Consider the following 13,794-nt stretch of genomic DNA (forward strand, 5'->3'; position numbering starts at 1 on the left):
AGTGTAAAATGAAAGGATTAATAATAGCAACACACGGAGATTTGTGTTTTGGTTTAAAAGATACATATGAAATGGTAGTTGGTAATTTTCCAGAGAATACTGTATTTTTAAGTTTGAAGAAGGGGATGGGAGTAGATGTATTTAAAGAAAATTTTAAAGAAAATATGATGAAATTAAAAAAATGTGATTCCTATCTTATTTTAGTAGATTTAGAAGGAGGATCCCCATATAATACAGCAAGTGAATATTTTTATTCAAAAGATTATGAAGGGAAGATTGAAATAGTAACAGGAGTTAATTTACCAATATTAGTTGAAGCTATTGATAATTTAGAAGATATGGAGATAAAAGAGTTAGCAAATTTATTGTTAATTAATGAAGCAATAGGGGTAAAAAAAGCTAAAAAAATAGAAAAAACAGAAGAGGAAGAAGAATTTTAGGAGGAAAAGAAATGGCAATATCATTTGTAAGAGTAGATGAAAGAGTAATTCATGGACAAATAGTAACAGGTTGGGCAGGTGTATATGAGTGTAATGGTATAATAGGTATAGATGATGGGATAGCAAATGACCCAGTTTTAGTAAATGTATTTAAAGGAGCTGCTTCAGGGACAAAAGTATGGATATTTGATGTTAAGACTGCGTTAGAAAAATTACCTAAGGTAATAGCTAGTGATAAAAAATATTTTGTAATAGCAAAACATCCAGATACTTTTAAGAGATTGGTAGAACAGGGAATTAGTTTAGAAAACTCTAATTCGAATAAAATAATAATAGGACCTATGCATATTAAAGAAGGGGCTAGAACAATAGGTCCAAATGTAGCTATTTCAGAAAAGGATAAAGATGCTTTTAATTATTTAGATGATAAATATACAATTGAATTTAGATTAGTTCCATCAGCAAAACCATATTACTGGAAGGATATAAAATAAATTAATATTATAAGAAAAGGGGAGGTAAGAAAATGTTATTACAAGCAACTTTAATAGGATTATTTTGTTATTTAGGAGCATTAAGTGTACCATGGGCTTTTGGTCTTACAGGAGGATGGTATGTTCTTTCAAGACCATTAGTTTCTGGAATGATAGTAGGAGCAATATTAGGGGATGTACAAACAGGAATTATGATAGGGATAGCTGTTCAAGCCGTGTATATTGCAATGGTTACTCCAGGTGGAACAATGCCAGCAGATTTAAACTTTGTTGCATATCCAGCAATAGCTTTAGGAATATTGTCGGGAAAAGACCCTAAAATTGCGGTGACATTGGCAGCTACTATAGGGATTTTAGGAACAGTGGTTTTTAATATGATGCAAGTTATAAACTCATATTGGGCAGATAAAACAGATAAAGCTATTTCTAGTGGAGATATATCTGGATTGAGAAAATATAGTGTATATTACCCGCAGTTTGGAAATTTTATTTTAAGATTTGTTCCATCTTTTATAGCAGTATATTTTGGTGCAGAATATGTAGTAGAAATGTTGGATGCAGTACCTCAAGCCGTGATTAATATAATGAATGTTTTAGGTGGAATTTTACCAGCTGTTGGAATTGGAGTTTTACTAAAACAAATAGTTAAAGAAAATTCAATATTATTATTTTTTATAGTAGGATTTATTTGTGTAACTTTATTAAAACTAAGTATGATAGGATTAGCAATAATAGGAGTATTTTTTGCATATCTTCATTTTAATTATAAACCTGTAAAAGTGACAACAATAACAACAATTGTAAAAGATGAGGAGGATGAATTTTAATGACTGAGAAAAAATTAAGTAAAAAAGCGTTAGTTAGATCTTGGAAAACTTGGATGATGCATAATCTTTCATCTATGAGTTTTGAAAGATTGGAATCTTTTGGATTTTGTTATTCAATGGTTCCTATAATAGAGGAGTTATATAAAGACAATAAAGAAGAAAAAATAGCAGCATTAAAAAGACATTCAGTATTTTATAATACAGAACCTCAATTAGGAGCTATAATTAATGGAATAGCATGTGGTCTTGAAGAAAAAAGAGCGAATGGACAAAAAATTGAAGATGAATTAATAAATGGACTTAAAGTTGGAATGATGGGACCAGTAGCTGGAATAGGAGATTCAATGATTCCAGGAATGTTAGTTCCTATTTTACTTAGTATTGGAATGGGACTTTCGGCAAACGGTAGTATAATGGGACCGATCTTTTATATATTACTTTATTTAGGAATTGTAATACCAGGATCATATTTTCTCTTTATGAAAGGTTATACATTAGGAACAGATGCAGTAAAATTTTTAGTGGATGAAAGAGCAGAAAGATTAAAAGAATCTTTTTCAATATTAGGAGTATTTATAACAGGTGGAATTGCTGCAAATTATGTAAAGGCTACTACAAAATTAAGTTATATGGATGGAAGTGTAAACATTAATATTCAAAACATATTAGATGGAATTTTTCCTAATTTAATTCCTCTTGTAATAGTTGGATTAGTATATTATTTAATGACAAAGAAAAAATTTTCTTCCTTAAAAGTAATGCTAACTCTATTAGTATTGGTAAGTATTGGGGTTGTAATAGGAGTATTTTAATAAAAAAGCTGTTACAATTTATGTAACAGCTTTTTTATTAAGATTTCTAGAATAAGAAATAAAAAAGTGATATAATATATAAAATTATAATTTAGGAGATAAATGGATGAAAGAAAAAGTACAACCATTATATAAAATAGTTGAGGAAAAAATAATGGTATTATTACAAGAAAAACCTTATAGTGATGGATTTTATTTACCAACAGAATTAGAATTGATGAAAAGATATAATGTAAGTAGGCATACAATTAGAAAGGCAATGGAAAATTTAGTAATAAGACATATAGTTGAAAGAGAAAAAGGAAAAGGAACAAGAAAAATTTTAGAAGAAAAATCAGTTGTAAAAACTAAATTAAATGATTGGAGAAGTTTAACTGATGAGATGTCTTCAAAGGGATATACTTTTTCATATGGAAGTAAAAAAATAGATATTCTAGATTCAACTGATGAATTAAAAAGAATTTTTTCTTTAAATGGTGATGAAAAAATAGTATCTCTACAAAGAGTTGGAGTAGATATAGTTCCAATAGTTTCTTTTGTAAGTTATTTTAATCCAATTTTAAGATTAGATAATGATAAAGAATTTTTAGAAGGGAAATTTAGAAAATTATATGAATATTTAGAGAAAAGTTATGAGGTAAAAATAGTAAAGTCTGAGGAGGAAATTACTGCAAAAATGCCAAGCAAAGAAATTAGAAAAAAGCTAAACTTATCTAAAGATACACCTATTTTATGTAGGAAAAGATTGGTGTATGACGATAAAAATAGATTGATAGAATATAATATTGGATACTATAATTCAGAGAAATTTAGTTATAATGTAAGTTTAGAAAAATCATAATAAATTTGATAAAGGTGAAAAATATGGAATATAAAATGATTGTATCAGATTTAGATGGAACATTGCTAAATTCAGAAAATAAAATTAGTTTAGAAAATAAAGAAACTTTAAAAAAATTAATAAAAGGAGGGAAAAAATTTGTAATAGCAACAGGAAGACATCATATTGATGCACAATTTTTTGCTAAGGAATTAGAAAATGATTTTTATTTGATAACAAATAACGGAGCAAAAATTTTATATAAATCAAAAGAAGTTTTTAAAAGTATAATTCCCAGAAATCTATTACAAAAATTACTTGAATTGAATATTGATACTAAAGTTTCTAAAAATTTATTTACTGAAAATGGTTGGTATAGTGATAAAGAAATAGAAATATTTAATACTCATAATACTAATAGTCATTTTCCTTTAAAAATTACAAATTTAGAAAATTATAAAGAGGAAGAGGTTTTAAAATTTTTCTTTTTAAGTACAGTTCCAGAAAAAATAAAAAAAGTAGAAAAATTACTATCTTTAGATTTAGAATTAAAACAAGGATTAAATTTTTCTACTTCTGATAAATTTTGTTTGGAAGTGACCGCTAAAAATGTAAATAAAGGTCAAGGAATAAAAAGAATCTCAGAATTAGAAATGATAAATTTAAATGAGGTAATAGCTTTTGGTGATGGATTAAATGATAAAGAAATGCTTGAAATAGTAGGAAATGGTATAATTATGGAAAATGGGAATCCTATTTTAAAAGAACAACTTTCAACTAAAAAAATAACTAAAAGTTGTGATGAAAATGGAGTTGCATATTATTTAAAAAAAATTTTTAAGGAATATTTTAAGTAATTATATTGAGGGATCTCTTTTTTCTAGTCAAATTTTATATTTTTATTATACAGTAATTTTGAATTATGAATATTTATAGGTAAATGAAGGGAGTTTTTAACCTTTTTGTTGAAGGCTCCCTTTCTATATAAGTAACTGATAACATAATTTCATATAAATCAAATACACTCTTTAGTATGGTATTTTCCTCTTTAAGTAATTTATTTTCTTTTTCTAATTCTTCAATTCTAGGTAAGTTTTAGCTAATTGAAATTTAAGATCAGCGATTTTATGTAATAAATTTTCAATTTTAATTTCCACAAAGATTCATTTCCTGGTTTGATAAGTTTTTACTTTTTGAATATAAAAAAGACCCTCTTCAAATTTTTGAAGAAAGTCTTAAATTTTCACATCAGACCTGAATAGCTATAAATTTTCTAAAAAATATTACTAGATAGATATTTTTCTCCAGAATCGTTAGAAAATACAACAATATTTAAATTTTTATTTTTATTATTTTTACAAATTTCTATAGCTGAAGATAGAGTAGCTCCAGTGGAAATTCCAGCTAGAATTCCCTCTTTTTTAGCTAATTTTTTCATATAATCAATACTTTTATCATAATTAGCCAATAATACTTTATCAGCTAAGCTATTATTAAAAACATCTGGTATTTTTCCCAAGCTCATACCCATACCTTGAATCTTATGAGATCCAGTATATCCTTTTGAGATAAGAGGAGAAGTATCAGGTTCAAGAGCTATGTTTTGTATACTTGGAATAACCTCTTTCAATCTTTTAGCAATTCCAGAAAAACTTCCGCCTGTTCCTGTTCCACAGATAAAATAGTCAATTTTATTATTCAAATCTTTTAGAATTTCATTGGCAGTAGTTTCATAGTGTATACCTGGATTTCTAGGATTAGAAAATTGATTAGGAATAAAATAATCTTTTGTTTCCTCTTTTATTAATTCAAGTTTATCACTACAACCTTTCATTCCTAAGTGTCCAGGAGTCAAAATTACCTCTGCTCCATAGGCTCTCATAAGTTGAATTCTTTCAATACTCATATTGTCAGGCATTATTATTTTTAATTTATATTTTTTCAAAGCACAGATCATAGCTAATGAAATTCCTGTATTTCCACTAGTAGCTTCAATTATAGTTGTTTTTTTACTTATTTTTCCAGATTTTTCAGCATCTTCAATCATAGCCAAAGCTATTCTATCTTTAGTACTTTTGCTAGGATTACTTCCTTCTAATTTTAAATATATATTATTTCCAAAAGTTTCGATACTATTTAATTTTATAATTGGAGTATTTCCAATAAGCTCTAACATTGATTGTATTAACATTTTTCCCCTCCGTAAAGTATTGATTATATTAAAATTATAAGGGAAAAAACTATAAAATTATAGATGCCAATAAAAAAATTATAAAGTTCAATATATTTTATATTATCCTTATTTTTTCTAGTTTTATAAGTTTATTTTAGTTCATGATTTTAGAATACTAGTAGATAACTTATAGGATCTGTTAGAAATTTTACTTCTTATCTCTCTTTACAATAGTTATAAAGACCTTTTACATGTACTCCAGAAGCTCCTTTTTTAAACCATTTAGAGGAGTTATCAAAGGCAGTACCAGCAATATCCATATGTGTCCAAGGAGTATCCTCAGCAAAAATTTCTAAGAATTTAGCAGCACTAATAGCTCCACCCCATCTTGTTCCCATATGTTTAATATCAGCAACCTCTGATTTTAAAAGTTCTTTAAATTGGTTATCAAGAGGCATTCTCCAGATTCTCTCTCCATATTTATTACAACTATTCTCTAATTTAGAATAAATATCATCAGAGTTAGAGAATACTCCAGTAATAAATGTACCTAAAGCTACCATCATAGCTCCAGTAAGAGTAGCTACATCAATTATTTCACTGACCTTTTCATTTCTAACAATATAAGTTATAGCATCAGCAAGGGCTAATCTACCTTCTGCATCAGTATTTATTATCTCTACACTTTTTCCGTTCATAGATTTGATAATATCTCCAGGTCTGTATGAGTTTCCATTGATAGAGTTTTCACAAGCAGGAACAACAGCGATAACATTTCTTTTTATTTTATTTTTAGCCACAGCACACATTGTACCAATAACTGTAGCTCCACCAGTCATATCATCTTTCATAGTTAGCATAGAATCAGCAGGTTTTAAACAAAGTCCACCAGTATCATAAGTTAATCCTTTTCCAACTAAACCTATTTTTTCGTCAGAAGAAGAATCTCCAAAATATCTCATAACTATAAGCTTAGGTTTATTAACAGAAGCTTTTCCAACGTTATATAAAAGGTTCATACCTAAATCTTGAATTTTATTCTCATCAAGTATTTCTACTTCAAATCCAAACTCCTTACCAAGTAGTAAAGTTCTCTCAGCTAGAGTGTCAGGGTTGATAATATTAGCTGGTAAATTAACCAATTCTCTAGTAACATCAGTAGCCTCATTTAAAATAAGAGCCTCTGTAATATCTATATTATCAAAAGAGAAAAAATCAACATCTATTTTTTTTCCTTTTTCACTTTTAAATTCATCAAAATAGTAATTTACATTTCCAACTATTTCACAAATAATATCGGTATTTCCAAGTTCTTTAGAGTTACTAGATATTAATATACTACCTTTTTGTTCGTTAAGATATTTAAAAAGAGTCTCTCTCAATATATTTTCAGAGAACTCCTCTTTTTTTCCAAATCCTAGAATATCCATTGATATAAGAGTGTCGTTAACAAAATAGTTAACTGATAAAACTTCAGATCTCTTTCCAGTAAAAGAGTTTTTCTCCTTTAGTTTTTCTATTAATTTTTTTCCATCTTCAGGAATACAATCACAATAATTATTCTCATCTTCAAATATTAATAGAAGATTTTTATCATAAAATTTTTCTAATTTATTTATAACTTTCATATGAACCTCCATTAATGATCTTTATTATATTATATCATAAAAAAAATATAAAACTAGATTAATTTGATATAAAATAAAATTGTTATATGAGTTTTTTTATAAAAAAAAGGAAAAACTGAAAAGTTTTTCCTTAAAAACATTAGTATTTTTTCATTAATTCTCTAACTTTAGAGATAACTTCATCTTTTGAAATTTCAAAAGTTTCTCCAGTTTTTCTTATCTTTAACTCAACAAGACCTTCTCCAGCTTTTTTACCACAGATAACTTTAAATGGGAATCCAATTAAGTCAGCATCTTTAAATTTGAATCCAGGTCTTTCATCTCTATCGTCAATCATAGTATCTATACCATCATCAAGTAGAGCATTATATAGTTCTTCAGCAAGAGCTACTTGTGTCTGATCTTTCATATTAGCAGGGATAACATCTACAATATATGGAGCTATAGCAGTTGGCCAAACTATTCCAAATTCATCATTGTTTTGTTCAACAGCAGAAGCAAGAGTTCTAGATACTCCTATACCATAGCACCCCATTATTATAGGATGAGTTTCTCCTTTTTCATCTATGAAGTTAGCTTGTAACTTCTCAGAGTATTTAGTTCCTAGTTTGAATATGTGACCTACTTCAATTCCTCTAGCAGAAGTAAGAGTTCCACCACATTTTTCACAAACATGTCCTGGTTTAACAGTTTTTACATCTTTAACAATATCAGCTTTATAGTCTCTACCATAGTTTACATTTAGGTAGTGAGTATCCAATTTATTTCCACCAGCTGTGTGGTTAGTTATCTCTAAAACAGTATCGTCTGCCACTATTTTTATATTTCCTAAATCTGCTCCAAAAGGACCAATAAATCCTTTGATAAGTCCTAATTTTTCTAACTCTTCATCAGTTAATAACTCAACTTCAATAGCGTCTATAGCATTTTTAAGTTTAGTTTCATTAACTTCATAATCTCCTCTGATTAGTACCATGTATACATCATCAGTTCCAAGATCTTTATACATCATAGCTTTTACAGTTCTTTCTACAGGAACTTTTAAAAACTCTACAACGTCCTCTATTTTTGATACATTTGGAGTATCAACTAATTCAGGAGATTTTAACTCCTCTTTTTCAGCATGGAAAACTTTACTTACAGCAGTTTCTACGTTAGCTGCATAGTCACAACTCTCACAGTAGATGATCTCATCTTCACCAGAATCAGCTAATACGTGGAACTCTTTAGATCCATTTCCACCAATGGCACCAGAGTCAGCCTCAACAGGTCTAAACTTTAGTCCACATCCAGCAAATATTCTTTTGTATGCAGCCTCTATGTTGTCAAACTCTTGATCTAGAGATTCTCTAGTAGCGTGGAAAGAGTATCCATCTTCCATTACGAACTCTCTTCCTCTCATAAGTCCAAATCTAGGTCTGATTTCATCTCTAAACTTAGCTTGAATTTGATATAAATTTAAAGGTAATTGTTTGTATGATGTTAAATCATTTTTAATAAGGTCTGTTACTACCTCTTCATGTGTTGGTCCTAATACGAAATCTCTCTTAGCTCTATCTTGTAATTTCATCATAAGAGGTCCCATAACGTCCCATCTTCCACTTTCTTTCCAAAGTTCTGCTGGTTGTAGAACTGGCATAAATACCTCTTGTGATCCTGCTCTGTCTAACTCTCTTCTTACAATAGCCTCTACTTTTTTAAGAGCTTTTAATCCTAGAGGTAGGTATGTGTACACTCCACTAGTTAATTTCTTAATCATTGCAGCTCTCAAAAGAAGTTTATGACTTGCTATTTCAGCTTCTTTTGGAGTTTCTTTAAGTGTTTTAATATAACTCTTACTGAATCTCATCTTATCCTCCATCTAAAATTTATTTTACTCTATATTTTAACATATTTCCTTATACTTTGTCTATTATTTTACCTCTTTAAATTTTTCTGAAATATCAATAGCTAAATAATCATTATGAATTTTTCCATTGTTTTCTTTCAGGTAATCAGTACATATATCTTTAACTAATTTTATAGTTTTAACATCATGCACTATATCAATAAATTTTAAGTCACTAAGTCCACTCTGTTTTGTTCCAAAAATCTCTCCTGATTTTCTAAGTCTCAGATCTTCTTCAGCAATTTTAAATCCATCTTGAGTCTCTTCCATAACTTGAAGCCTAGCCTTAGATGTGGCATTATCTGTTTTAGAAACTAAAAAACAGTAAGATTGATGTTGTCCTCTTCCAACTCTTCCACGTAATTGATGAAGGGCGGAAAGTCCAAATCTTTCAGCATTATTTATAACTATGATAGATGAATTGGGAACATCTACACCTACTTCAATAACTGTTGTTGAAACAAGGATATCCAACTCTTTATTTTTAAATTTTTCCATAACCTCATCTTTTTCAGAGTTTTTCATCTTTCCATGAAGTACTCCTATCTTATAACTGGGTAAAAATTTTTCTACTTCCTCAGTAAGTTCTTGTGTAGATTTAGCAGATAATTTTTCACTCTCCTCAATAAGAGGAGCTATAAAATAGGCTTGTCTACCTTGTTGCAATTTTTTATCAATAAAATTATACATTGTGGTTATCTCTTCATTAGAGGAGATCCACTTAGTTCTAATGGGTTTTCTTCCTGGTGGGAGTTCATCTATAACAGATACATCTAAGTCACCATAGATACTTAAAGCTAGTGAACGTGGAATAGGTGTGGCACTCATAACAACAAGATTGGCTAAAACTCCTTTATCTCTCAAAGCTTTTCTCTGTAAAACTCCGAATCTATGTTGTTCATCAATTATAATTAATCCTAATTTATTAAAAACAACACTCTCCTCAATAAGAGCATGAGTTCCAATAACAATACCTATATCGCCATTTTTGATATCTTCTAATATTTTTAATTTTTTCTTTCCAGTAAAACTTCCAGTTAATAATTCTACTCGAACTCCCAATTTTTCAAATTTATCTTTTACTGAGAGGTAGTGTTGTACTGCTAAGATCTCAGTAGGAGCCATAAGTACTCCTTGATATGAGTTTTCTAACATGTATAGAAGTAAAACCATTGAAACAGCAGTTTTACCACTTCCAACATCTCCTTGAATCAATCTATTTACAATTCGACCATTTGCTAAATCTCGGTATATTTCGGTAATAACTCTTTTTTGGGCATTGGTTAATTCAAAGGGAAGAGATGCTAAATATTTTTTTACTAGATTTTTCTTATCCTCTAGCTGGTATTTTTCCTTATTTAAATCATCTACCTCAAATCTTTTTTGAAGTATTCCCATTTCTAAAACCAGTAGCTCTTCAACAGCAAAACGTCTTTTAGCTTCCTCTAAATTTTTACTGTTTTTAGGAAAATGTATAGCTTTTAATGCTTGTTTTCTATCCAATAGCTTATATTTTTTAATTATCTCATCAGGAATATTTTCGTTTATAATAGAGAGAGCTGTATTGAGAGTTTTTTCAATAATTTTTCTAAGAGAGTTTTGAGGAAGCTCCTTACTGGTACTGTATATAGGAAGAATCTCTCCTTCATCAAGTTTTCTTTGATTACTACTTAGTTTAAATTCGGGATTGACCATCTGAAATATGTAACCACGTTTAACCTGTCCAATAAATATATACTCTTCTCCTATTTTTAAAGACTTCCTTAAATAAGGCATTTGAAACCAGATAACTTCAATAACACCAGTTCCATCTGTGGCAGTAGTTTTTACCATCTTTAATCCAGAACGTGTAGGTGGTGCAGAAATAGTTAAGAGAGTAGCTTTTAAAACAACATATTCCTCTCCACGAAGTTCACCAATTTTTTTTATATTAGTTCTATCATCATAGGCTTTAGGAAAATAATAGAGTAGATCAGATATAGATCTTATACCTAGTTTTTCTAATTTTTTTAAATTTTTACTTTCAATTCCAATATCAATATTTTCCAAAGGCCAGTATATTTTCTGATATCTTTCCACTATTTCTCGCTCCTTTCAATTATATTATTTTTTTATTATAGCATATTTTTTATAAATTATCTTTTTTTTATTCTTAATAAAATTTTAACTTGTTTTAGTTTTAAATAAATTAAAATAAATATTTTTGTATTGAAAATTGACAATGAAAAGGAGTTGGTATATAATTTGATTATAAAGTTTAAAACTTTTTTAGGAGGGGAACTTATGAAAAAATTTAAGATTTTATCAGGCATTCTTATTTTACTTGCTTTAACTGGTTGTAGTTCTACAGAAAAATATCAGAAACAGGAGCAAATTAATAAATTAACTCAAAATGGAATGGTTTTCTATTGGAATGGAGGAGATCTAAAAAAAGCTGAAAAAGAGTTTTTTAAAGGTATTACTCTTAAAGGAAAATTTGATGTTGTAGAAAATTCTTTTAAAGAAGCAAGTTTATTAGATCCAGAAAGATTGGATTTGAGATTTGGAATAGCTAGTTCTCAAATTATTCAAAATAAAACAGAAGATGCTTTAAATACTTATAGTGAAATTATTAGAATGTATCCAGAGTCTTTTGAAGCAAATATGTTGTTAGCAGGATATAATAGAGCTTTGGGTAATATAGATAAGTATGATACTATTATTAAAAATATTAAAGAAAAATCTCCAGAAGAAGTAAATGAATTTATAAAAAGATTTGAAAGAACAGATAAAACAATGGAAACAAAATTTATGACAGAAGCTTATAAAATAGAAAATCCAAATAATGTTATTGTAACATTGGGGTATGCTTTAGGTAAAGGTGGTGTAATGGAGAAACCACTAATAAAAAGGCTAGAACAAACTTTAAAATTAGCTAAATTAAATCCTGAAATGCCTATAATAGTAACAGGGGGAGTTCAACAAGGAGGAGTTACAGAAGGGTATGTAATGAAAAAATGGCTTGTTGAAAAAGGAATAAATGCAGATAGAATTTATATAGAAGATTTAGCAAAAGATACAGTTGGAAATGCTTTGTATTCAGTCAAAATTTTAAAAGAATTGAAAGCTAAAAATATTACTATTATAAGTAGTGCAACTCATATGAGAAGAGCCATTTCTGTTTTTAAAGAGATGTCAGTTACAGAAGGACTAGAGTTAGATAATATTACTAATTTAGTTTATTTCGATTATAATAATATGGATGAGGCTTATCAAATTCCACAAAAAGAAAAACTTGTTATTTATAGAGATATGATGAGAGCTTCAGGAATTTGGGCTTATCCTGGAATTCAAATGTAAAATCAATAGGAATGAATTAGAAATAAGTAGGTTGTTCTTGACCTACTTATTTATTTTTTATAAAATAAAAAAAGATATAATTGAGAAAAAATAGGAGGATAAAATGAGTAACCCTAAAACAGCACTTGAATTAATGAAAGCAAGGTATGAAGCATACACTAAATGTGATATAGAATTTATCAAAAAAACACATGATCCTAAAACGGCAAAAGGGATATGCTGGAAAGAAGCAGAGGAGTGGGCAAAAAATTCTAAATGGTTAGGTCTTGAAATTGTAGAAGTTATTGCAGGAACTCAATTTGATAAAGAGGGAATAGTTGAATTTAAGGCTAGATATATTGATAGCAACGGAGAAGAGGTGGTTCATCATGAAAGGAGTTATTTTGTAAAAAAAGGAAGACATTGGTATTATAAAGGTTAGCTTGAGATATAGAAAAAGAGCAAGTATAGCTTGGCTAACTTGCTCTTAAGTTACCTTTTATTTTATTAAAGTTACTAAATGCTTTTCTAATTTTTTTAAATTAGTTTTTTCTTCTTCTGTAAATAAATTAAAATCTTGAATTTTAATAAAACTTAAAAACTTTTTATTCTTTCTTAAATTATGATAAGGTAGAAGATTAATATCTTTTATACAAGAATATTTAATTATATATTCTTCTATTTTTTGAAAGTGTTCTGTTGTATTATTTATATTTGGGATAATAGGGCAACGTAAAATAACTTTTTTTTTGTTTTTTTCAAATTTATTTAATAAATCATCTATTTTAAAATTTTTATTTATATATTTTTTTTGTAATTTAGAATTGAAAATTTTAAAATCCAATAAATAAATATCTACAAAGTCAAAAGTTTTATCTATGAAATTATTTGTATCATATCCACTAATATCCAGACAAATATTAATATTGAGTGCTTTTAATTTATGACCAAGTTCACATATAAAATCTATTTGATTAAGAGCTTCTCCACCACTGAAAGTAACTCCTCCATTAGAATTATCATAATATTCTTTATCCTTTAAAATAATATCAATAATTTCATTACTTGTATACTCTTTTCCAAGAATTTCATAAGCTTTAAAAGGGCAGATATTAACTAATTGAAAAGAATTGTTATGGATGGAAAAATCAATATTTAGTTGATTATTTTTAATGTTAATTCCTTTAGAATTAACATATTTTACACAAGTACCACAAAGTTGACATTTTTTAGGATTATAGCTTAATTGCTGTTGTGGACAAATAGATTCTGGATTATGACACCAAGCACATCTAAGAGAACAACCCTTAAAAAATATGGTTGTTCTAATACCTGGACCATCATGAATTGAAAATTTTTGTATATCAAAAATTAATCCTTTTTTATTCATTAAA

General features: G+C 28.0%; 13 protein-coding genes. 8 read left to right on the forward strand and 5 right to left on the reverse strand.

The annotated features are described in order from the left end of the window. Window positions 1–8 precede the first annotated feature (8 nt). The 6 genes from QZ286_RS05530 (at window position 9) to QZ286_RS05555 (ending at window position 4,250) form a co-directional block, all read left to right on the forward strand. Window positions 9–440 carry a PTS sugar transporter subunit IIA gene (locus QZ286_RS05530; protein ID WP_291255975.1) on the forward strand — a complete coding sequence of 144 codons (432 nt, stop codon included), beginning with the start codon at window positions 9–11 and terminating at the stop codon, window positions 438–440. 11 nt (window positions 441–451) lie between these two features. Further along, window positions 452–934 (forward strand): PTS sugar transporter subunit IIB, encoded by a 483-nt coding sequence (locus QZ286_RS05535; protein ID WP_291255976.1) that lies wholly within the window; start codon window positions 452–454, stop codon window positions 932–934. A gap of 32 nt (window positions 935–966) precedes the next feature. Continuing rightward, window positions 967–1,761 carry a PTS sugar transporter subunit IIC gene (locus tag QZ286_RS05540; RefSeq protein WP_291255977.1) on the forward strand — a complete coding sequence of 265 codons (795 nt, stop codon included), beginning with the start codon at window positions 967–969 and terminating at the stop codon, window positions 1,759–1,761. Beyond that, window positions 1,761–2,573 carry a PTS system mannose/fructose/sorbose family transporter subunit IID gene (locus tag QZ286_RS05545; RefSeq protein ID WP_291255978.1) on the forward strand — a complete coding sequence of 271 codons (813 nt, stop codon included), beginning with the start codon at window positions 1,761–1,763 and terminating at the stop codon, window positions 2,571–2,573. Before QZ286_RS05540 ends, QZ286_RS05545 begins: the two co-directional genes overlap by 1 nt. Before the next feature lie 106 nt (window positions 2,574–2,679). Beyond that, window positions 2,680–3,414, forward strand: coding sequence for a GntR family transcriptional regulator (locus QZ286_RS05550; protein WP_291255979.1), 735 nt, complete (start codon window positions 2,680–2,682; stop codon window positions 3,412–3,414). Window positions 3,415–3,437: 23 nt separating this feature from the next. Further along, on the forward strand, window positions 3,438–4,250 hold the full coding sequence (locus tag QZ286_RS05555) for a Cof-type HAD-IIB family hydrolase (RefSeq protein ID WP_291255980.1): 813 nt from the start codon (window positions 3,438–3,440) through the stop codon (window positions 4,248–4,250). Between the two features lie 416 nt (window positions 4,251–4,666). Here the strand turns inward: QZ286_RS05555 and cysK are convergent, their stop codons facing one another. The 4 genes from cysK to recG form a co-directional block, all read right to left on the reverse strand. Next, window positions 4,667–5,584, reverse strand: coding sequence for a cysteine synthase A (gene cysK / locus QZ286_RS05560; RefSeq protein ID WP_291255981.1), 918 nt, complete (start codon window positions 5,582–5,584; stop codon window positions 4,667–4,669). Window positions 5,585–5,781: 197 nt separating this feature from the next. Next, window positions 5,782–7,194, reverse strand: a complete 1,413-nt coding sequence (locus QZ286_RS05565) for a leucyl aminopeptidase (protein ID WP_291255982.1) — start codon at window positions 7,192–7,194, stop codon at window positions 5,782–5,784. A gap of 139 nt (window positions 7,195–7,333) precedes the next feature. After that, window positions 7,334–9,043 carry a proline--tRNA ligase gene (locus QZ286_RS05570; protein ID WP_291255983.1) on the reverse strand — a complete coding sequence of 570 codons (1,710 nt, stop codon included), beginning with the start codon at window positions 9,041–9,043 and terminating at the stop codon, window positions 7,334–7,336. 63 nt (window positions 9,044–9,106) lie between these two features. Further along, window positions 9,107–11,164: an ATP-dependent DNA helicase RecG gene (gene recG, locus QZ286_RS05575; RefSeq protein ID WP_291256017.1), complete on the reverse strand. Its 2,058-nt coding sequence runs from the start codon at window positions 11,162–11,164 to the stop codon at window positions 9,107–9,109. Between the two features lie 201 nt (window positions 11,165–11,365). Here recG and QZ286_RS05580 point away from each other — a divergent pair, with 201 nt between their 5' ends. Further along, a complete protein-coding gene (locus QZ286_RS05580; RefSeq protein WP_291255984.1) occupies window positions 11,366–12,421 on the forward strand; it encodes an ElyC/SanA/YdcF family protein in 1,056 nt (351 codons plus the stop codon). Between the two features lie 103 nt (window positions 12,422–12,524). Continuing rightward, window positions 12,525–12,842 (forward strand): YchJ family metal-binding protein, encoded by a 318-nt coding sequence (locus QZ286_RS05585; protein WP_291255985.1) that lies wholly within the window; start codon window positions 12,525–12,527, stop codon window positions 12,840–12,842. Window positions 12,843–12,899: 57 nt separating this feature from the next. Here the strand turns inward: QZ286_RS05585 and QZ286_RS05590 are convergent, their stop codons facing one another. Then, entirely contained in the window at window positions 12,900–13,790 is an 891-nt protein-coding gene (locus QZ286_RS05590) for a glycyl-radical enzyme activating protein (protein ID WP_291255986.1), read from the reverse strand. Window positions 13,791–13,794: the final 4 nt, after the last annotated feature.

Origin of the sequence: Fusobacterium sp. (assembly GCF_019012925.1) — a bacterium.
Taxonomy (GTDB): domain Bacteria; phylum Fusobacteriota; class Fusobacteriia; order Fusobacteriales; family Fusobacteriaceae; genus Fusobacterium_A.